Raw genomic sequence first — 21299 nt, 5'->3', positions numbered from 1 at the left:
TTATCATTATTCTTTAATGGTTGAGAAAGCCGCGACCAGATAATTAACCATCGACCACAATGTCAACACGGCTGACAAGTATAGCAACCAATAACCCATACTATTGATCGGCAGACCGAACAAGTCGTCGCGATACAACAGCAAACTGATGGCGGCCATTTGCGCGGTGGTTTTCCATTTTCCGAGTTGCGACACCTTGACCTTGGCGCGCTGGCCGATTTCGGCCATCCATTCCCTGAGCGAAGCGATCGCGATCTCGCGGCCAATGATGACGGCCGCCGGTATCGCCAAATACGGATTGGCCTCCGCCTGTACCAACAACACCAACACGAATGCGACCATCAGTTTATCGGCGACCGGGTCCAAAAAGGCACCGAACGCGGTCTGCATATCCATTTTCCTAGCCAGATAGCCATCCAGCCAATCGGTCAGACCGGCGACCAGAAAGATTGACGTACACGCCAGTTTGGAATAGTCCCACGGCAGATAAAACACGATCGCCAACAGCGGAATCAAAGCGATCCGCAACAAGGTCAAATAAGTCGGTATCGTGAATCTAATGGTCATCTTGTTGATGAAATGTATCGTAAATCCGCTGTGCTAAGTGCCGACTAATGCCTTCTATGCTGGTTAACGCATCGACGCTGGCCTTGACCACGCCCTGCAAACCGCCGAATTGTTTCAATAAACTCTGACGGCGCTTAGGCCCCAGACCGGCAATATCTTCGAGCCTCGAGCGGTTTCTGGCCTTGCTCCGGCGTTGCCGGTGGCCGGTGATGGCAAACCGGTGCGCCTCGTCGCGAATCTGTTGTATCAACAACAAAGCCGCCGCGCCCGGCGTGACATCCAGCGGCTGATCACGACCCGCCAGAATGATTTTTTCCATGCCGGCTTTCCGATCCGGACCTTTGGCTACCCCAACTATCATAACATTGTTTATCTGCAATTCGGCCAAAGCCTTTTCCGCCTCGCCGACCTGCCCCTTGCCGCCGTCGATGAATAAAATGTCCGGCGCCGGATGTTCGCCCTGCTTTTGGCGCTTAAAGCGCCGGAACACCGCTTGATGAATCGCCGCGTAATCGTCGCCGCCGGTCACGCCTTCGATATTGAAGCGGCGGTAATCGGATTTGACCGGTCCGTTGCGATCGAACACCACGCAGGACGCCACGGTCTGCTCGCCCAAGGTATGGCTGATGTCGAAGCACTCCAGCCGGGACGGGGTTTCCGGGCAATGCAATTCCTGTTGCAAACTCAAAAACCGGCCGAACAGACCTTGTTGATCGGCCAGTTTCACGTTCAACGCCGATTCGGCGTTGGTCGTCGCCATTTGCAGCCATTTGGCACGCTCGCCGCGCACGCTCGCCGAAATCGCCACCGCGCGCTTAGCCTGTTCGCCAAGTACCTCGGCCAGCAGTTCGGCTTCCGGCGGCTGATGGCTAACAATCAATTCCGCCGGCACGGTCTTGTCCAGATAAAACTGAGCGATGAAGGCTTGCAAAATCTCCGCGGGCCCGTCGTCGTCGCTAATTTTCGGAAAGAATTGGCGATTGCCCAAATTCTGGCCGGCACGGATGAAGAACACTTGCACGCAGGCCGCACCGGCCTTGGCGGCGCAGGCCACGATGTCCACGTCACCCTTCTCGCCTTCGACGCATTGTTTTTCCAGCACCGCGCGCAAGCGCCCAATCTGATCGCGATAAAACGCCGCCGCTTCGAATTCCAACTCGGCCGATGCCGCCTCCATCTTGGCGACCAGATTGTCGATCAACAATCCGCCCTTGCCTTCCAAGAACAAAATCGTGTTTTCAACGTCGGCGGCATAGGCCTCCTTGCCGACCAAGCCCACGCACGGCGCGGTACAACGTTCGATCTGATACTGCAAACACGGCCGTGACCTGGCGTTGTAATACGCGTCCTCGCACTGACGTACCGGAAAAATCTTTTGCAACAACTTCAAAGTTTCCTTGACCGCGCTGGCGCTGGGGTAAGGACCGAAATAGCGGCCGCGCCGCTTCTTGGCACCCCGATGAAAGCTCAGTTGCGGGAAGTCGTGAAAACTGGAGATAAACACATAGGGATAGGATTTATCGTCGCGCAGACTGATGTTGTAGCGCGGCTTGTGGCGCTTGATCAGCTGGCTTTCCAGCAACAAGGCCTCGCCCTCGGTATGCGTCACGGTGACTTCGATCGCGGAGATCCTGGCAACCATCGCCTGTTGCTTGGGCGACACCGCGTTGCCGCGAAAATAGCTCGACACCCGGTTTTTCAGGTTTTTGGCCTTGCCGATGTAAATAATCTCGGCATTGGCGTCGAGCATGCGATAAATGCCCGGCCGTTGCGTCAAGGTCTTTAAGAAGGCCTTGACGTCGAAACCGGACCGGTCGGCGCTTTCGGTCACGGCGCTTCGGCTAACAAGCGTTTGACGGTTTGAAAGACCTCGGCGAACATCGCCACGCTCAAGCGATTGGTTTGCACGTTGTAACGGCTGCAATGGTAAGAGCTGACCAAGGTATTCCCGTCCGGCAACTCAAAACACACGTGATGCGCGAATTTGACGGTATTGGCCTTCAAGCCGTAAGCGCGCAAAACCGCCTGATGAGCGATATTGCCCAGCGCCAGGATGACCGAATGCGCCGACAGCGTTTTCACTTCCTCGGCAAGATACGGATTGCATTGTTTGATTTCGTCGCCGGTCGGCTTGTTTTGCGGCGGTAAGCACTTGACCGCGTTAGTGATCCGACAGTTCTTCAACACCAAGCCGTCCGCCAGGTTTACCGACTCCGCTTGGTTGCTGAAACCGAAATCGTGCAAGGCCCGGTAGAGCAGCAAGCCGGCATAATCGCCGGTAAACGGCCTGCCGCTGGCATTGGCGCCGTGCATGCCCGGCGCCAGCCCCACCACCAGCAAACGCGCTTGCGGATCGCCGAACGGCGCCACCGGCCGCGCGTGGTAATCGGGATGTTGACATTTGACGTCGTCGAGAAAAGCGGCCAAACGCGGGCAGAGGCGGCAATCCTGATTAAAGTATGCGGAATCGGACATAAAGATTTCGGTAATGGAAAACCTGCCGATTTTACCGGAGAGCGGCCGGTTTTGCGCTGACGGCTTTACGCCCGCCTCCCACCCGCTCTCGACCAGCGCCGGAGCGGGAAGAATTTGTCAATTCGGCGCGTTTCGCTATGCTGTAGCAGGCAACCTCCACCGAGAAACTCCATGAGCGCAAACACCGGCAACCAGAACAAGATCAACCGCAGGACCGCGTTGCGCATCTACGAATCGGTCAACTTGTTTTACCGAAAAATACCCGACGGCCGACCGCAAAACCCGCCCGACTTCGACGATCTGCTCGATACCGACCCAAATCCGGCGACAAGCTTGCCGGTTTCGGAAAGCGTCGAAAACGATACCTTGCAAGCCAACCTCAGCACCGGAGGGATCGCCTTCACCACCGACGAAGCGCTACTGGCCGGCGACCGTTTAATGCTGCGAATCTTGCTGCTATCCAGCCTGACGACGATCAACGTCTGCGGCGAAGTGGCCTATTGCAAGCCCAGCAACCCTTACGAAGACGACCGCTATCCGTTCACGGTCGGGGCTCGCTTCGTCAACCTGAGCTACGCCGATAGCGATTTGCTGCGGCAACATATAGAACGCGGCAATCGGCGGCGCATCGCGGTCAATCTGATCGGCGCGGCAGGCTTGCTGACCGCGTTGACGGCGCCCGATCTGGTTTGGGGCTTGCTGGTCGGCTTGTTCCATCATCTGCTCGAAGTGGTATTGCACGTCGCCCATCTGCTGTTCGAATACCTGGAAATGGGTCTGGATCACGTCATAGAACACGCTTTTCACACCGACACCCACGAAACCCAGGTCATCGTCTTTTATATTCTGGTTAGCTTCGCGGTATTGGCGCTGTATTTGCTCGGCCGAAACATCCCGGCTTGGTACCGAAGCGCATCTAGGGCCATGCTACTGTATGTTTCGCGCAAAAAGTCCAGCCTCCTGTATTTTTGGGGACAGCAAAGCCCGGTGGATAAGTGCAAAATCGTCGGCGTCGGTAGCGCCGCGCTGATCGCCTATTGGTACTTGGCGGTTTGAATCCGTGAGCACATTGCGCCGCCGACGGCCGCGATCGCATCGTCACTCACTGCTTGCACACCAACAGGCCAGCACCAGACTTTGCTGAAGAAACACCAACAAGCGCCGTGCATCCGAGTACGGCACCCCGCAAACCGCGCCGCGCGCACCGGCCATCCATATTGATCAAGCGCTTAGTTCTACCTTGTCAGATTTCAGGCTCCCACTTACCGAAGGCTGTCATTCCGGCATGGATTGCCGGACCCGTTAGAGCGCGGAGCGGATCTAGCCGCCATGGAGGGTTCGAAGCTCGCCATCCGTGGCGCTTCCCGGCGGGCATGTGACGGTCTTTCTTCTAATCCGACAAAGTAGAATTAGCCGTCGCGCCAAATGCCGGCATGCTAAGTGCCGCTCCGGAACCTCTGCCGCGATAAACCGGTATGCGGCTTGCTAGCTCAACGCCGGCGGGAACGATACACCTAAAACCGGGTCATTGACGTCGGCGCGGACTCGCCCGTTTGCCGCAGACTAAAACACGATAAACTGACCTTGCTTGAACCCAACCGCCCGATCAACCGCTCAGCGCCCGATTCCGCCCATTCTTCCGACTTTTACCGAATCTCGACCGTCATGTTTCGTAACCCCAGACTCGCGCATTCCGTTTTGCTGTTAACGCTGCCTTTAACCGCCTGCACGGTCGGTCCCGACTACGTCCGCCCGCAAGCCAACATCTACAACGAGTTCAAGGAAGCCCAAGGCTGGAAACCCGCTCAACCGCGCGACACTGCCTTGCCCGGCAAATGGTGGGAGATATTCAACGATCCGATACTGAACGGACTGGAAGAACAAGTGCTCGGCGCCAACCAATCCATCGTGCAGGCCGAAGCCCAATACCGGCAAGCCCAGCACTTAGTACAATCGGCGCAATCCTCGCTACTGCCGGTCGCCACGTTGACCGGCACTTTCAACCGCTTCAAGGCCGCTACCGGCCAAAGCGTCGCGGTGTCCGGCGTGCGCAACCTGTTCGGCCAAGCGGTCGGCGTGGCTTGGGAACCGGATTTGTGGGGCACGGTACGGCGCCAGATCGAAGCCAATACCGGCAACGCCCAGGCCAGCGCGGCCACCTTGCACGCGCTGATTTTGTCTAGCCAAGCCAGCTTGGCCGACAATTACTTTCAATTGCGGACGCTGGATGCCCAGAAAGCCCTGCTCGACGAAACCGTCGCCGCCTACAGTAAAACCCTGGAAATCACCCAAAACCGTTACGCGGTCGGCGTCGTCGCCAAAGCCGACGTGGTCCAGGCCGAAACCCAACTGGAAACCGCCCGTGCCCAATCCATCGATCTGGGCGTGCAGCGCGCCAAGCTGGAACACGCGATCGCGGTACTAATCGGCAAAACTCCGGCGGAACTGGCGCTGGCGCCGGCACCGCTAAATTTGCAACCGCCGGGCATTCCGGTCAGTCTACCCTCGGAATTACTGGAGCGACGCCCGGATATCGCCGCCGCCGAACGCAAAATCGCCGCCGCCAACGCCCAGATCGGCGTCGCCAAGGCGGCCTACTATCCAACCTTGAATCTGGCCACCACCAACGGCTTTCAATCCCCGACCGCCGACAACCTGTTCACAATGGCCCGCCGCTATTGGGCGCTGGGTCCGGCCGGGTTGGCCCTGACCTTGTTCGACGGCGGCGCCAAGAATGCGCAATACAAACAAGCGATCGATGCCTACGACGCCAGTGTCGCCGGCTATCGGCAAACCGTGCTGACCGGCTTTCAAGAAGTCGAGGACAATCTGGCCACGTTAAGGATTTTGGACGAAGAAACCCAAGTCCAGGACAAGGCGGTCGCCGCCGCCAAACACGCGCTGGCCCTGACCAACAACCAATACCAGGCCGGCACGGTCAGCTATTTGAACGTCATGACCGCCCAAACGGCCGCGTTGTCCAACCAACAAACCGCGGTACAACTGCTCGGCCAGCGCTTGTCCGCTTCGGTACAGTTGGTCAAAGCCGTCGGCGGCGGCTGGAACGAAACCCTGCTGCCCGGCGAGAACGAAGCCGCCGGAGAACGTAAATGGACCGATTATTTAATTTTGCCGCTGGTCGAATAAACCGCCGGAATGCGGCGCTCGCGCGGGACATCGGAACCTGACCGCCGTCACCGCCACGACGAACGAACAGACCGATCGAGCAAAAGCACAACCGCTCGCGCGGCCTTCCAACTAACGCTGATGAAACCGCCGCGTCGCCCCGGCAAATGAAAGTCCATGGCGTGGGAACGGCTTTAGTCGCGATTGACAGTGCTCCGACACCGAATTGGGCGACCGTGTCCGGCGACTTTCATAGCAAGGTTACGGGCGAGAACCCGATCGAATCGGATCGCCGCCTTGCGTTGACCAACGCGACGCGTGAGCGCCGATGCCGGCCGGCGCGGAAACATCGCTCGGCATGCCGTGCCGAACCCGCAACAGCCCATGTTCGACAGCGAGCGTTCCGTTCCGCACAGCGAAGAGTCTGTGTTGAACACGCAACCTCGCCCGATCAACGCGCGCGCGTCCTGGATGAACACTCGGCCTTTCTCGATAAATACCCAAGCCTCATCGCGCGACAGGCAACGTTCTACGATAAACACCGGCGCATTTGCGATGAACAGTCACGCGTTTACGATGAAATAGCACCGTTGCGTGTCGATTGGAGCCGGGCCGCTGTTTGCCGGAGAAGCTTGCGTGTTGGACGAGCAAGTCCCGGTGTTCGGCGGAGACCGTCCGATGTCATTCGGAGGACTGCCGATGTTCAACAGAGACGGCCCAGTGTTAATCGGAGAGACTTCGCTGTTCAACAGAAACGGCCCGGTGTTAATCGGACAATGCCGCTGATTCATCCGATGCGCTTGAGTGTTCGGGATGGAAGGCTGTACTTAATTCACCGACAGTTGCGTTTTGGAATATCAACGCCGGGGTTCGATTGTTGAAGCCTGCGGTTTCGAACGACACGGCCGAGGCTTGGAGGCGGAAGGTTCCGGTCCAAAGCCTGGGCGTCGATGACGAAACAGAGAAATCAGCCTTCGCGGGCCGGCTGGCGGCATTCGGCCAGAGTTTCCAGCGCATGTTTAAGGTCCTTGGAACCGAGCGGGGTATAAATTTCCACCGCCTTTTCGGCATACGGCAAGGCTTTCTCACCCTTGCCCTGCCGAATCAAGGCATGGGCAATACGCAGTTGATTTGCTGCTACCAACGCTCGGCGACCTAAGGCTTCGGATAAGCTCAAGGCTTCGCGGGCCAAGGATTCGGCGGTCGGCCAGTCGTTCCGGTCGAGCGCTAATCCAGCCAAACTGCCGGTGCCGCAGGCAATCCCTTCCGGGTGAGATAGTTTTTTTGCAATCCGAAAGGCCTCGCGGTAATCGCGCTCGGCAGCCTCCAGATCGCCTGACGACCTCTCAACATCAGCAAGATCGAATAATACTATTGCCACATCGTCGCTCTCCGAATTCAGGCTGCGAAGTAATTCGAGAGCTCGACGAAAAGCTTCGATCGCTGAAGGGTAATCTTCTCGCAATTCATATCCCGAACCTTTCAGGCGAATGGCGGCCGCCTTTTCTCGAGTTACCCATTGACCGGCCTGTTCCGCTTCCTGCCAATGCCGTTCGGCCCGTTCGGCGCTAACCAGCACCGACTCGGCTTGACCGCGTAAATAGTACACAAAACCGGCTTGATAAGCTCGCCAACCGGCGCTCAAATCATCCCACGCGGCCAGCGCCTTGGCTTCCGCATCGGTTTCCAGCGCCAGCCATTCGTCCCAGCGGCCGGTGAAATCCAAAAAATCTCGTAATGCATAGCAAACCGTTTGCATGCGCTCATTGGAACCTGCCAGCAAAATCGGCAAGGCCGATGCCAAGCTAGGCCATTCCATATCAAGTACCGCAAAACGATCATAGTTTTGATAACCGTTTTCGACGATCAGCGCATAGGCGCGCTGCTCCAGCCGGCCGCCGGCGGCCGCGACTGTTTCCGGCCGGCGGCGGCGCAAAAAATCGGCGACCAAGGGCACCAACACAAAACGGCGCTCTTCGGTGTCCGGTACCACCAGCGCGCGGGCCGCGAGTCCGCCAAGGGCATGTTCGGCGGCCAGCTCGTTAATCTCGGCCAATTCGGCAATGAGTTTGAGCGTCGTCGGCAGCGTGAAATGCGCCAGCGCCGCCAGCACTTGGGTTTCGGCGGCGGTAAAGCTGTCCAGCAAGTCGCCGAACACGAATTCCAACGGGTTGTTATTGGCCGGCGCGGCGCGTAAAAACGCCAGCGCCGCCGCCACGGTTTTGCAGCGGCCCAAGCCCAGTTGGCCGGCCAGCCAACGCATCAATAAGGGATTGCCGCCGGTCTCGTCGTACAGGCTGCGCCGTTCCGCGCCGCCAGCTTCATTCAACAAGCGATTGTCGCGCGCCATTTCCGTCAACAGTTGTTCGGCGGCCGGCCAATCCAGTTTATCCAGACGCACCGTTACCGCACTGGCGTCGGCGCGGCGCCGGCTGGTGACCAAGGCGCTACAACTGCGCGGCAAGCGGTTCAAAAACGCAAACAATTGGTCCCGGTCGGTTTCCGGCAAGGTTTCCAGATTGTCCAATACCAGCAACACGTTTACGCCCCGCAACACGCGCAACATCGCCTCGGTGCGTTCCAGATCGGCCAGTTTGGTCAATTCGGGCTGCGCCAATTCTCGGGCGATCGCGTTCAACATTTCCAGGTAGCCGGGTAACACGAAATGGCCCAACGCGCGTTGGCCGTCGGCGGTCAGTTCTCGCTCCTTGGCCGACAGAAACACGATGCGTTCGAAGCGGCCGGCGGGCACGGATTCCGCCGCGCGTACCGCCAACGCGGTCTTGCCGATGCCACCCGGCCCGTCGATCAGCGCGCCCCAGCCGCGCGCGTCTTCGGCCAGGGACTCCGCGATTTTTTGCAGCTCGCCGTCGCGGCCGAAGAAATATTGCAGGCGCGGCAGATTGTTGGGAATCGCGGCTTGCAGCTTGATTGGCGTGGTTTTGTGCCGGCCGCTGAGGTAATAATCCGCCGGCTTATCGGCGTTCAGCGCCAAGCGCTCCAGAATCAAATCGGCGGTTTCGGCGGGGCTGATGTCGTCGAGATCGGTATAACCGGCTAAACCTCGCAAACCCTTGCCTTCGACTTTATTGAAGCGGGTCAACATGACTTCGCCGACTTTGCGGGCTTTCAGCAAGCCATAAATCGCGTTCCATTCCAAGCCGCACCATTCCTTGGTTTCGTAATCCGGGCAAAACACCGCGACCACCAAATCCGCTTCCTGCTCGTACAGATCCGGCAAATAAAATGCCAGATCGCTACGGGAAAATTCGGCCCGGTGATAACGATCATAAAGAATCTCGGCTTTACTGAAATGTTCGGCCAATAAGTCGGCCATCTGTTCGACGAATTGGCGCTTTTCGCCGGCGAAGGAAAATGCGATACGGAAACGGCGCATGGTGAAGTCTATATGTGTGCTGTTGGTTTACCGGCGTTACCGGGGTTCAGGTTTATCGTTTGGTTGAGCTTTTGAGAGGTTCCCTTCGGCTCCGCTCAGGGAACGACGGCTCCGCTCAGAGAAGGACGGCTTCACTAAGGGTATGACCGCCCGCTCAGGGAGTGACAGCTCCGCCCAAGGAACGACGGCCTCACTCTGGGAACGACCGCCCGCTCAGGGAGCGACAGCTCCGCCCAAGGAACGACGGCCTCACTCTGGGAACGACCGTCCGCTCAGGGAGCGACAGCTCCGCTCAAAGAAGGACGGCTTCACTGTGGGAACGACGGCTCCGTTCAGAGAAGGACGACTTCACTCTGGGAACGACCGCCGCTCCCAACACGGAGTCGAAGCGAACGACTGCGCGCGTTCCCGTAGCCGCCTCCCCCTGAGCGTAGCCGCCTCCCCCTGAGCGGAGCCGCCGCCCCCTGAGCGGAGCCGAAGGGAGCGCGGCGGTAGATTCAATCATCAACAGGCCGAATCATAATTAGCTCGTCTCGTTTGCAAGGCGGCAAACGTAGCGCTATCAGTCCGCTAGTGTAGCCGGAATGCGGCTCGGCTGAAATCCGGCGGCGGATTTTCATCGCGGCTGCCGGGCCAAGCCAGGGTAAGCCTTCGAATGCCAAGCGGGCGCCGCTTAATCTCGAACACGGTCAACCAAGGTTTTGCTCTAGCCAAGCGCCCAGTCCGGGCTATACTAAAAGGTACTTTCCACGCGCTCGTCGCTAGACGCCAAACCCGGCGGATGTTCCGCCGTCACTTCTGCCGAGCCGTCGCGGCATTCCATCGGCCGCTCGCACTGTCAACGGCTTCTGATATGGGAGATAGCTCATGACAAACATCACAGCATTCATTCTCTGCGCCGGCTTGCTGGCCGCTTGCGCCTCGTCCGGCCCGGTCGCCCACCGCGACCCGAACGACCATCGCGGTTACGCGGCCGACGCGATGCGTTGCAGCCAAGCATCGATGCGCATGGAAGCCATCAAAGTGCCCACGCCGCATGCGCTCAGTGTCGTCGAAATACCGACCGTCCCGGACGCCGGACGCTTCACCGCCTGCATGGATTACGCCAAATGGCCGGTAGCGCGCGCGGACACGGCGCAGTATCTCAAGGTATCAACCATATGCCTAAACCGGGCCAGGAATGCCGACAACGCCGACGAAACTTATGCCGACTGCATCAAAGCCAGCCAATTGAGTATCGAGTTAATCCCGAACCAGTAACGAAGCGGAGGGCAAGATCCCCGCGCCCTTCCCGAGCATCCCCCTATACTCTGGTTGCGACCGGTTTCCAAAACTGAGCGGCTGCCGCGACCGCTTAAACGCAACCGGCGTCAAGTCGATCATCTCGGCATTACCCCATCGGATCGGTTTTGCGACACCGACAACCACTGAATCAGTTTACCGCTTTCGCTAAACAAGAGGCTTTACGGAAAGCGCGGCGACGAATACCCGCCCCAAGTCCGGCAATCCGCGACTCGCGCCACTCTCGCACCGCAACAATTTCACGTAAGGCTCGCCCGGTAAACTTTGACGGTGCGCCATGACCCGTGTTTTATACGCGCTTTGACTTGATCCCAGAAATGGCCTTACTCCTAATGTTCTCGAATTCTTGCAATCGGCTTTCCCGTTCAGGCTTCACCACCGGTAAATCCATCAGAGCCTCCGGAACCGCCGCGACACCGGCCAAAATCAATGCTACGAGTTGAATACGTTCCTGGACCGGTCGTTCGTGACCGCTTTGTTGCACAAATCCCTGATCAAGCAAACTCCCCTTACCCCAAACCCGCCGGACGGTTTTAGGAGTTAGCTACCGCGATTGGCCGACCGACCCAATTCGAGCTCACCTCTATGGCCCGAATTCCGGAGTTTCGGCGTCGACTCCCAGCTGAACCTTGCGCGATTGGCGGCGATACTCCACGCCGTGTTTCTTGGTTTTGCATTTATGCTTTGGACACTTGCCTTCGCCCAACATCTTTACCGCGGAGCGATCGACAAGTAGATGCAAGCCATTGGGATGGGCGCGATAGGAAATACACACCGGCACATGTTGCTGGCAACGGCAAAGCGTCGGGTAATAGGGCTTAACCCAATCAAGGCCAAACAATTTCAATATACTGGCGACCATCCGGCTGGCTTGCCGCTGCGCCAAACCGAACAAGTTTTTGATCATCAAACAAAACCGGATCGCCGCATCCTAAAATTTCTCGGCCGGGCCTCGCCGACCACGGGCAGGTGCCAGCCAATCCATAGCTGCATAAAGCCACGGCTTCACAGGGATTGGTTATAGTCTCGCCAGGTAGTGGTTAGGAATTTCAAGGGTTCTGGCTTGGGCGTTTCGGCTTGTGTTCAATGACTTCCCTTGTATTATGGAGACCGTCGGCGATTTATGCGACACAGCCCCGTGACGGGCAAATACAGCCCTGGATAATCGGCAAAAGTCATCTGGCGTCCTGACTGAAAAGCTATAGCGGCGCAGGTATCGAATTGTTTTTAATATCGTTTTTTATGTTGATCGATGATCGAATATAGCCCGAAAAAACCTATGCTAAACAGCAACGTGCCGGGAAGTTTTGAAAAGTGTAGTTGGCGAAAACCGACGCATAGCATAGAACAATTATCTGTTATTTCATTAATTTACGAATGAATCTCCAAATAAAACAAGACAGCAAGCAAGGCAGCGAAATCCAACACACGCCGATGATGCAGCAGTGTATTACCTATGTAATATAAGGATTTTTTTTACTAAAAATAATTTACTATACTAAAACCTATACTGTCACTAATGAAACGCCTCATCGTCTCCATTCCTTGGTTTTAGGTGCCAGATCTTCACAACACACTCTTTATTATCAGAAAATTTCACACTGAAATTATGATGTTTTTCTGGTGACTCCGCATCCCTGCGGCTCGCCACTAAAGTCCAAGTCGCTCACATTGGCTTTGACTCATTGTCGGATGGCATGGTTGGCAGCACCATTGATTCGATTCTGTTGACGGATCTGGCCGCCGGCGTTGGCAATCGCTACAACTATGGCGTCTCGGAATGGCCCGTGGATGTCTTTGTCCACGAGGCGACGTAAGTCTCATCAATGATCTCTTCATTCAGGTCTTGAACAAAGGCCGAGGCGCCAAGATTCACCCGTTCATCGCCACGGAAACCAGTTGTTTAACTTGATTCTCTGGTTATTGGATAGTGATGATTGGCTTTTTGGTGCAGATAAGGAATCTCAGATCCGCCACACCGCGCAACGCTGGTTTGATCGATTGTTCGTTACTACCGGCATTCGAGAAAGTGTTTTCCGCTACTTCAATCCTAGTCAATGTCGACGGCCGGGAACACGTGGCCTATTCCGGCTACTTGTTGCGGAAGAAATCGACGCAGGTCGACTAAGCGCAGGTGTTTACCAAGGCCGTCGCAGTTCTGATTTTTTGGCACCAATGACGCGCCTGCTTATTCACTCTTCTCCCTATAGGCCATCGTAAAAGCCAAATCCTAGTCTTCCGCCATTTCCCAGGTGGCAAAGGTTATCGCCCCCCGCCCTGCTCTCCACGCAAGCCGAGTTTAACCCTAGCTCGACAGTTCGACCGCTTTCCGCTTACACCAAAGGCAGATAAACATCCGTAACCTGTTCGTGTTCGGGCGTTTCAGGCACCCGTTTGATGTAGTGGAAAAACAGCGGAAAATCGCGCAGTTCCTCACCGCTTTCCGGCAACCACTCCCGGTAGAGATAATAAACACTGTCGCTAATGCGGTCGGTCGAGCCGATATGACGCACCACCGCGCAACGTCCTTCCGGAATCCGTTTGTTAACCACCCCTTGCGGATTTGCCGGCACGGGGTGCTTGACCTCGCCGCAAACATCGAATCGGAATGATTCTGCGGGCGTGACCACCGGATCGTCATACGCGATACCAAACGTACGGCTGCTGGCGACCGGTGACAATCCGCTTTGCTTGCGCCAGTCGATGAATTTCCTGACCGAATCCATCACAAGGGTATGTGATCCACGGTGCTCCAAGACTGCGATCATGGTTTCTGAAAAATCGACGGTTGTTACATTCATCTGGGGACTCCTGATTCGTTTGGGTAATTGCATGCGCTCGTTCCAAGGCTGCCATGCAGGCTGCGTTCTGAATTGAGTAGGCGTTTGTCCGAAGCAGTTTTTGAACGCGCGGGAGAACGATTCCGCATTGCCAAAACCAGTTTCCAACGCAATGTCGGTAATGCGGCGCCTCTCCTGAAATACCAGTTGGTACGAAGCCTTGCGTAGTCGCAATAACTGAATGTAACGCGTCGTACTCAATCCGGTGTAAGCGGAAAATTGCCGTTGAAAGTGAAATCGGGAAAAATTTGCTTGTTTGCTCAGTTCGTTTATCGACAGCGGCTCGAACAGATGCTTGTCTATGTAATCGAAAACCCGATCGAAGCGCGTCGCATAGGCCGCGCTGGCCGTTTTGTTGTTCACCTCTATACCTCCTCAATCGAGATGCACTGTAACAAGCTTCAATTAATACCGCCTGACTGAGCGTGCTAAGTTGACATGAGGGATGCATAGAACAAATGGCTTGCGCATTGGTCCGACCGCTGTGCTTAAACATACCCGCCGAGGAATGACGCGCACGTCAACCACGGTTGACGATCAAGTTACCGTCAACTCTTAATGGCGCATGCGTTCATTCGGATCACTCCCTAAGCCATCCGATCCTGAAAAGGCTTTCGCCCCCCTCGACCGGTAGATTGAGCCGCCCGCAGCACCAGTATTTTCCCAAACGTCTGCAAGCCCACCATCTCCTGAAGCACCAATCCGCTCTGATCGAACAGGCGCCGCCATTCCGCCAGCGTCCGTTCCCGACCGCGCGTGTTGACGAACATTTGCATGTCGAACGCGGCCGTGGCGATGTCGGTCCGGCTGTCCGGCATCACCATTTCCATCACGGCGATAGTCGCATCAAAGCCTGCAGCGGCGCTCGCCACCTTGGATAAAGCGGCGATGCAGGCGCCGTCGTCGAAACAGTGCAGCACGGCGCTCAGCAGGTAGATGTCCTTGCCGCTTTGCGCCTTGGGCACGGATTGCAGCAGGTCGCAGGCTTCGAAGCTCATGCGTTGCAGTGCGACACCCTCGCCCTGGTCTTTCCAGAACTGCTCCGCGCCGCGAATGACCTGTTCGCGGTCGGCTACCAGCGCCTTGAGATGCAGATGGCGTTTGAGTATGGCGAGCGATTTTGCGCCCTTGGAGCCACCGAGGTCGATGATGCGCTCGAAGCGCAACCAATCGAAATCGGTAGCGAAGCTGTCGCCGGTCAAAGCTTCCACGCTATCCATCGCCTGCGCGAACAGTTTGTCGAATTCCGGGTGGCCGTCCATATAGGCGTAAAGCGCCTGCTCGTGCGCCCGTTCGAACGGTACACCGCCGTTGCGTACGCCCTGCTCCAATTGCTCGAACCACGGTCGGCTCATTTCCGGCGAGTTGTGCATCAGCACCATCGCCCGAACGCTGTGAGGATGGCCCGGGCGCAGGCAGGAGGAAAGCTTGTTGTTGCGGAAGCGACGCGGCGAGACTTCTTCGAACACGCCCATCGCCGCCAGCATGCGCAGCAAGCGGTAAAGCGCATCGGCATCAGCGTCAACGCGTTCGGCCAAGGTTTCGACGCTAACTTCGCCGTCGGCCAGTGCGCCGGCGATGTCCAGCCGCGCGGCGACATACAGCGCCCGCGATTGCCAGAAGGCCGAACCGATCTGGATCAAGCGGAACGGCGCCGGCACGAGTTTGTTGGGCAGGTTTTGCAGCCAGGCGCCGAACCGGGCGAGTTTGGCAAAGCGGCGCACCGCGCCGGCGTTCTTTTGCAGAGTCATGTCATGCTCCCGGCTGTGTGACGGCCATGCCAGCCGCCAATAGTTTGCCGTTCAGCGCGGCGAGCTCGTTGAGGAAAGCTTCGTCCATCTGCCCACCCATCTGTTCCTCGAAAATATCTTTGAGCAGCATCGGCATCATGGCAAGGCTGACGAAAGCCATGCGCGCTACATCAGGATTGATCGCCTGATCGACCTGCCCGCTTGCCTTCAGCTGTTCCAGTCGCCGCGCGCCGCCGGTACGGCCGCGCTCCAGCAATTGCAGGATGAAACGCCGGCCCGGCCCGTGGTTGAGGGCGAGCACTTTGAGAATGAGCTTGGGAAATTCAGGATGCTTGCGCATGGTGTGGTAATACAGGCGCAGGTATTCGGCGAAGCCGCCAACCTCGGACAGCGTATCGCTGTCGAGCATGTCCAGGATGGGCTTCAGCGTCTCGCGTATCATCTCTTCGTACAGTCCTTCCTTGTTGCCGAAGTAATAACGAATCATCGAAACGTTGGCGCCGGCCTTTTCGGCGATCATGCGCGTGGTGACCTTGTGGTATTCGTCGGCGAGGAAACACTCCAGCGCCGCCTTCAGCAGCCGCGCGTAAACCGGGTCGCTAATATCGTTCATTGTAAAAATTCCTGCAAACCATGATGGCGGCAGGTTAGCACCGGCGGCGCAGACGCCCTAGCGCTTTCGCCAATCAAGATACCGGGTTTGATTGAACGGCTACGGCTGTTAACGTAGCAAGCGAACCCCAAGCAACATACAGCCTATGGCAAACGTAAAAATCCCGGCGATAGACACGAACACCGAAATCGCAGGCCCCAGCGCATAAACCAGCGCACCTACGAAGATCAATACCGCCGCGGGTTTGGGATAGATAGTGGAACGATACAGCGACAGACAAAACAATACGATGCCGATCAATATCGTCGCGGAGGCCGAAATTCTAAACGCCAAGACCGCCGGATCGTTTCTTATGATGGCGTCTCGTAACAGGAAGGCTGTTTCCGGATAGCGGGCGATGACGGGATAAAGAAACAGTTCCCAAGTCACTTTGCATGCCTGAAGCAAATAAGCCGCCTCGATGAATAAAAAGCCGACGGCGCCCTGCAAACCGGCCGTGGCACGCATTTTTGCATAAACGGCGTAGAACCCAACCAGCAACGCTAAAACGCCTGCGAAGGCCACCAGGGCTAAAGGCACCCAGCCTGGGCTGCGCACGACCTCTGCATAGTCGAAGGTTCCCGTCCCTAACGGTAACAAGATCGGGAATAAGACCGCGTAGGCGCTGAGCAGCAATGCTCCCACGATGATGGCGAAGCCGCCGAGTTTTTCGAAAATGTGCATGTTGTGTTTGCTTAAATATTGAGGCGTTGGTCGAAGTCGATAAAGACCATAGCCATTGTTATTAGGAGTACCGTTTTCCTCAGTAACACAGGAAGAAGTGTTAGAAGTGATTTGCCATCACCAGCGAGTAATGTTCTACCGTCGGAAACGGCTCATAGAAATGATGCAGTAATGCACGCCATTCATCATATTGGGCGGAGCCGCGAAAGCCTTCGGTATGATCCTCCAGCGAATCCCAATTGACCAACAATACATATTGGTTGGGGTTTTCTATGCAGCGCTGTAATTGATGCGAAATATAGCCGTTCATTGAGGCGATAATGCATGACGCCTTACGAAAGGCAGTCTCAAACTCCAGCTCCCGTCCGGCAATGACGTTGAGTATTGCAATTTCCAAAATCATTTTTTCTCTACTTGCCAGCGGCATTAAAACGTTTGTCGAGCGTACAACTCATCAAAGGTGGTCATGATATGTTCGCGGTAAGCTTTACGTTCGCAAAGCGCAGCGTACCATCTGCGAACATTAGGTATTTTCGGAGTGGGAATGCCCATTTCAAAATATCGATAAAGTGAGGTGGCGACGGGAATATCGCCCATACTGAACGCATCGCCCGCCAAAAAAGCCTGTTCGGCAAGATGCGCATCCAATATGGCAAAATGTTTTTGGCAGCGCATAGCGGCATGCTGAATTTTCTGCTGATCCCGTAGTGCCTCTGGCGTGCGGTAAAATCCCCAAAACAAATCCAGAAAATCTGGTTGCAGTGTTGCCAGCTCCCAGTCCATCCAGCGCGCCGCCAACGAGCGTTTTGCCGGCGCTTCGGCCCATAAATGATCTCGACTGTAATTGGCGCACAAATAGCGGACGATGCTGTTGGACTCCCAAACTGTCAGGTCGTCATCGACCAACACCGGTATACGGCCATGCGGATTCATGGCTAGAAAATCGGGCTGATCGAGACCGCCCGCACTGCCGCCGGCATCAATATGCTGATATGCCAAACCCAACTCACCAATAGTCCATAACACCTTCTGCACATTGTATGCGCTACGCCTTCCCCAAATTTTAATCATGTCGTGATGATTCCTTAGTACATTTAAAACGATATGCCATTCAAACCCCATCAGGTTGGCGCTTTGCAGAAACAACCAGCCCAGTGAATGAGCTAGAGCGCTGTACTCAGTACATTACGAATAAACGTTTGCCAGATGGGATTCGGCGCCCAGATTTCGCTCATCGGATACGATGCGATCACCTCCTCTTCCGCCAAGTACAGCCTGCGATAGAGATAAATGAACGAGGATGCTCGCATATTTTTTGCGCAATGCACCCAGACTTTATGTCCTTCGAATACCTTGATAACACCCAAGAACTGTTCCAACTGATTAAGTCTGGGGTGTTCCCAAGCCACGGGAATTTGCATATATGCAATGCCTTGGGCCGCAACCAATTCTGCTTCGCCTGGCAATGCGTTACTAGCCGTTGGCGGCGCCAAGTTAATCACCGCCTCTATGCCAAGCGCCGGAAGTTTGGCGATGTCCTTCTCAGTCAGTTGCGCGGAACACCAAAGCCAATCGAACACCTGATATACGTTTTCAGCTTCCATGCCATGGTGTTTCGACTGCAGCGGAGCGTCTTGGAAATTAGACATAAAAAATCTTGACCGATAGCTCGCTGATCAACGCGGCTGCCGATCCGCCGGATGATTGATACCGTCACCGGTCCGCACTTCCCCCAAATCGAACGGGTTGACACCTTCCAAACAAGCGACATTGTAGCCGTATTGTTCCGGCGCCGAACGGCGCTGGTGGTGGGTATAGATGCCGCAATTGGAACAGAAATAATGCTTGGCGCTCATGGTGTTGAATTGATAAAGCTTCAAGACCTCTTGGCCTTTGACGACCCTGATTCCCGATAGCGGAACCGATGCCATAATGGCGCCTTTGCGCCGGCATAGCGAACAATCGCAGCGGCGCGGATCGACGATGCCGTCGGGGAGATCGAGTTCGAGTTCCACCGCACCGCAATGGCATGTCGCGCGGTGTTTGGCGTTGATGGCTGTGTTGCCTACTTTTTTGATCATATTGTTGTCGTCGCTTGGGTTTTAAGGCCGTAAGGCGCAATCCGTAGGGCATCAATAGGCGTAGCCGTATTGCGCCGTATGTTGGTCTTTAATGTTTCGGCGCATTACGCATAAAGCTAATGCGCCCTACGCGGCTGGACCGATTAGCGTATTTCATGACTCGGCTAAAATCGTGCAGCCGAGCTTACTGACCAGCGGCGCGAAAGTCGTTCAGCCAAGTTCCGGCGTTTCGCGCCATCTGCTCGTGTTTTTCATCCCGCCATGTCTCGCTCAGTGCAGTGGCATACCAGTCACGCATGGCCGGCAAGGCTAGCAAACGATCGACGTAGGTTCGGCAAGCCGGGGCCATCTCCAATCCATAGGTTTGTACGCGAAACGCGACGGGCGCAAAGAAAGCGTCCACGGCGGTAAATGCCGGCCCAACCAGATAGGGTCCGCCAAAGAGGGTAAGGCCCTCCAGCCATAATTCATTCAGTCGAGCCATATCCTTTTCTAACGCCGGCGGACGCGATGCAATACGAATCCGTAATCCGCAATTCATCGTGCAACACTCCCGCAACGCCTGAAACCCGGAGTGCATTTCCGCTACGGCGCAACGCGCCCAAGTTCGCGCTGCGACATCAGCTGGCCAAACCGCCGGGGTCCGCTCAGCCAAGTATTCGGTAATCGCCAGCGAATCCCAAACGACTATTTCGCCGTCGATCAAACAGGGTACTTTTCCGGTCGGCGAAAAACTATGGAATGGGTTGGTTTCATCCGTACCGGCAAAAGGCACGAGTTTTTCAATAAACGGAATGTCGAGTTCACGCATCAGTATCCAGGGCCTTAGCGACCATGAGGAGTAGTTTTTATTGGCAATGTAGAGTTCTAGCATGAGCGATATATCTCCTTGTTACTTAAACGTTGATTGTCACCGTGCATGCCGCGAAATCCCCAATTTCAGGCTGGACTTTCGACGATACAAATTGCAATATCGTGGTAGGTAATGCCAATCTTTTTCCGAATGCGACCGAAAAGCATGAGGATCAGTTTTTTCCTAGTGGCAATTTCCCGGCCGTAATCATGCCGATTTCGACAATCATGTAGGCATCTCTTAAAAAGCCGGCACTATTGGGATCTCCTGTTTTCGAGAATTTCAGCGTATTCCTTAATCTGATTTATTGTGGCCGATACACCATATAGATGAAGCGTCTCGACCAGTTTTGTTCCGACGACAATCAATTCCACTTTCTTGGCCAAAGCCTGAATCTGCGCGCTATCCCGAATTCCGAAACCCACTGCAATCGGCAGATCGGTATATTCGCGTAGCTTAGTCACCATATCAGAGCTAATGGCTGTAGATACTGTTATCCAAGTCAAGCCAAATGCATAGCCGAATTGAAGGGTTTGGCGGATTTTAATACGCCGAACGCGACATGGATCAATTTACGCATCATGGCACCGATAATGAGCTTATTGGGCTTGCCGGCCCCGGCTAAACGGCTTCGAAATTGTTTGCCCCAGGCTGTTTTATAAAGCGTCACCATGGCAGGCATGTAGAGCGCTTTGCGCAGGAAGGCGTGGCCGACCTTGGAGAGCCTGGGTTTGCCTTTGATACTACTGCCCGACTCGTATTGTCGGGGATCGAGCCCGGCAAATGCTGCGGCCTGGCGGCTATTAGCGAAGCGCGAAGTATCGGCATAAAACGCCAGGATAATGGCACTGGTACGCTCGCCAATACCGGGAATGCTGTCGAGCAATTCGCGTTGTTGCTTGAGATCGGGATGGTGATCGATATGGTCATTGATGGCTTCGATCAGTTGGTTAATAGCGGTATCCAGCCAATCCAGATGTTGCTGAATGTCCTTGCGCACGGCCTCCCGCGCCACCAGTAAGCGGTTGCTTTCCTGGGTGCGCATGGTTTGCAAGGCGTCCAGTCGCAGTACCAACGCACGTAATGCGACTTCCGCTTCACTGTGGGCTTGCCAAGCCAGAGGTTGGCGTTCGGCGCAGAAATCGGCAATTAGCTTGGCATCGACCGTGTCGGTTTTGCTGCGCGTCAGACGCGAAGCCGAATAGGCCTTGATTTGAGCGGGATTGACAACGCTGACGGTTAAGCCGGCGGTCGCCAAATATTGGGCTATGTCTTCCCAATAAGTACCCGTGGCTTCCATGCAGACATGCACGGAGTCGGCCTTTTGTGCCGCAAGCCACGTCGAGAAGGCTGTAAAGCCTTCCAGCGAATTGGGGATGACTTTGGCGCGAAATTTACCGTTGGGCAGGCGTAATGCGCAGTCCAACTTGGCTTTGGCGACATCGATACCGAGATAAAAGCGGGACATGAAAACCTCAAATGATCTACCTTGTGAATGCAGGCTGCCGGAAACCGGGCCGAAGAGACTGTTCGATCGTTGATCGAGGGCGGGTCGCTGCTGCAATGATCTA

Annotated in this window: 20 protein-coding genes and 1 pseudogene; 5 read left to right on the top strand and 16 right to left on the bottom strand. The window is 55.8% G+C overall.

What is annotated here, in order from left to right; genetic code table 11:
- Nucleotides 1-6: 6 nt before the first annotated feature.
- The 3 genes from pgsA to BJL95_RS06875 are packed head-to-tail and all read right to left on the bottom strand — an operon-like array spanning nt 7 to nt 3042.
- Nucleotides 7-567, bottom strand: coding sequence for a CDP-diacylglycerol--glycerol-3-phosphate 3-phosphatidyltransferase (gene pgsA, locus BJL95_RS06885; protein WP_082885577.1), 561 nt, complete (start codon nt 565-567; stop codon nt 7-9).
- Nucleotides 557-2398, bottom strand: coding sequence for an excinuclease ABC subunit UvrC (gene uvrC, locus BJL95_RS06880; RefSeq protein WP_071156568.1), 1842 nt, complete (start codon nt 2396-2398; stop codon nt 557-559). Before uvrC ends, pgsA begins: the two co-directional genes overlap by 11 nt.
- On the bottom strand, nt 2395-3042 hold the full coding sequence (locus BJL95_RS06875) for a uracil-DNA glycosylase (protein WP_071156566.1): 648 nt from the start codon (nt 3040-3042) through the stop codon (nt 2395-2397). Before BJL95_RS06875 ends, uvrC begins: the two co-directional genes overlap by 4 nt.
- Nucleotides 3043-3213: 171 nt before the next feature.
- Here BJL95_RS06875 and BJL95_RS06870 point away from each other — a divergent pair, with 171 nt between their 5' ends.
- Complete coding sequence (locus BJL95_RS06870) at nt 3214-4098, top strand: PilZ domain-containing protein (protein WP_071156564.1); 885 nt, start codon at nt 3214-3216, stop codon at nt 4096-4098.
- A 609-nt stretch (nt 4099-4707) separates the two neighbouring features.
- Complete coding sequence (locus tag BJL95_RS06865; protein WP_071156562.1) at nt 4708-6189, top strand: efflux transporter outer membrane subunit; 1482 nt, start codon at nt 4708-4710, stop codon at nt 6187-6189.
- A gap of 946 nt (nt 6190-7135) precedes the next feature.
- On the opposite strand, the gene BJL95_RS06850 is transcribed toward BJL95_RS06865, so the two are convergent.
- Complete coding sequence (locus BJL95_RS06850; RefSeq protein ID WP_071156556.1) at nt 7136-9565, bottom strand: tetratricopeptide repeat protein; 2430 nt, start codon at nt 9563-9565, stop codon at nt 7136-7138.
- Between the two features lie 867 nt (nt 9566-10432).
- On the opposite strand from BJL95_RS06850, the gene BJL95_RS06845 reads away from it, so the two are divergent.
- Nucleotides 10433-10825: a hypothetical protein gene (locus BJL95_RS06845; protein ID WP_071156554.1), complete on the top strand. Its 393-nt coding sequence runs from the start codon at nt 10433-10435 to the stop codon at nt 10823-10825.
- Nucleotides 10826-11450: 625 nt separating this feature from the next.
- Here the strand turns inward: BJL95_RS06845 and BJL95_RS06840 are convergent.
- A complete protein-coding gene (locus BJL95_RS06840) occupies nt 11451-11789 on the bottom strand; it encodes a transposase (protein ID WP_281023388.1) in 339 nt (112 codons plus the stop codon).
- A 736-nt stretch (nt 11790-12525) separates the two neighbouring features.
- On the opposite strand from BJL95_RS06840, the pseudogene BJL95_RS24510 reads away from it, so the two are divergent.
- Both BJL95_RS24510 and BJL95_RS23740 read left to right on the top strand, forming a co-directional pair.
- Nucleotides 12526-12764: pseudogene (locus tag BJL95_RS24510) on the top strand (conjugal transfer protein); the annotation flags it as partial.
- Nucleotides 12765-12766: 2 nt separating this feature from the next.
- The gene (locus BJL95_RS23740; protein WP_083385744.1) at nt 12767-13087 is read left to right on the top strand and encodes a hypothetical protein; all 321 of its coding nucleotides are present in this window, start codon (nt 12767-12769) and stop codon (nt 13085-13087) included.
- A gap of 113 nt (nt 13088-13200) precedes the next feature.
- On the opposite strand, the gene BJL95_RS06830 is transcribed toward BJL95_RS23740, so the two are convergent.
- The 11 genes from BJL95_RS06830 to BJL95_RS06780 form a co-directional block, all read right to left on the bottom strand.
- Complete coding sequence (locus BJL95_RS06830) at nt 13201-14070, bottom strand: GyrI-like domain-containing protein (RefSeq protein ID WP_071156548.1); 870 nt, start codon at nt 14068-14070, stop codon at nt 13201-13203.
- Between the two features lie 224 nt (nt 14071-14294).
- Entirely contained in the window at nt 14295-15458 is a 1164-nt protein-coding gene (locus BJL95_RS06825; RefSeq protein ID WP_071156546.1) for a methyltransferase, read from the bottom strand.
- 1 nt (nt 15459) lies between these two features.
- Nucleotides 15460-16071, bottom strand: a complete 612-nt coding sequence (locus tag BJL95_RS06820) for a TetR/AcrR family transcriptional regulator (RefSeq protein WP_071156544.1) — start codon at nt 16069-16071, stop codon at nt 15460-15462.
- Nucleotides 16072-16179: 108 nt separating this feature from the next.
- Complete coding sequence (locus tag BJL95_RS06815; protein WP_071156542.1) at nt 16180-16794, bottom strand: hypothetical protein; 615 nt, start codon at nt 16792-16794, stop codon at nt 16180-16182.
- 100 nt (nt 16795-16894) lie between these two features.
- Nucleotides 16895-17197 (bottom strand): antibiotic biosynthesis monooxygenase, encoded by a 303-nt coding sequence (locus BJL95_RS06810; protein WP_071157036.1) that lies wholly within the window; start codon nt 17195-17197, stop codon nt 16895-16897.
- A 23-nt stretch (nt 17198-17220) separates the two neighbouring features.
- Nucleotides 17221-17865 (bottom strand): glutathione S-transferase family protein, encoded by a 645-nt coding sequence (locus BJL95_RS06805; protein ID WP_071156540.1) that lies wholly within the window; start codon nt 17863-17865, stop codon nt 17221-17223.
- Between the two features lie 92 nt (nt 17866-17957).
- A complete protein-coding gene (locus BJL95_RS06800) occupies nt 17958-18443 on the bottom strand; it encodes a protein tyrosine phosphatase family protein (protein WP_071156538.1) in 486 nt (161 codons plus the stop codon).
- A 27-nt stretch (nt 18444-18470) separates the two neighbouring features.
- Complete coding sequence (locus tag BJL95_RS06795; protein ID WP_071156536.1) at nt 18471-18875, bottom strand: GFA family protein; 405 nt, start codon at nt 18873-18875, stop codon at nt 18471-18473.
- Nucleotides 18876-19059: 184 nt separating this feature from the next.
- Nucleotides 19060-19749 carry a glutathione S-transferase family protein gene (locus tag BJL95_RS06790; RefSeq protein ID WP_071156534.1) on the bottom strand — a complete coding sequence of 230 codons (690 nt, stop codon included), beginning with the start codon at nt 19747-19749 and terminating at the stop codon, nt 19060-19062.
- A 233-nt stretch (nt 19750-19982) separates the two neighbouring features.
- On the bottom strand, nt 19983-20195 hold the full coding sequence (locus tag BJL95_RS26005) for a tryptophan synthase subunit alpha (RefSeq protein WP_071156532.1): 213 nt from the start codon (nt 20193-20195) through the stop codon (nt 19983-19985).
- Nucleotides 20196-20230: 35 nt separating this feature from the next.
- Nucleotides 20231-21196, bottom strand: a complete 966-nt coding sequence (locus BJL95_RS06780) for an IS110 family transposase (protein ID WP_071156530.1) — start codon at nt 21194-21196, stop codon at nt 20231-20233.
- Between the last annotated feature and the right edge of the window lie 103 nt (nt 21197-21299).

This window comes from Methylomonas sp. LWB (assembly GCF_001856095.1).
Lineage (GTDB): Bacteria > Pseudomonadota > Gammaproteobacteria > Methylococcales > Methylomonadaceae > Methylomonas > Methylomonas koyamae_A.
This window is presented reverse-complemented; position numbering and strand designations above follow the sequence as displayed.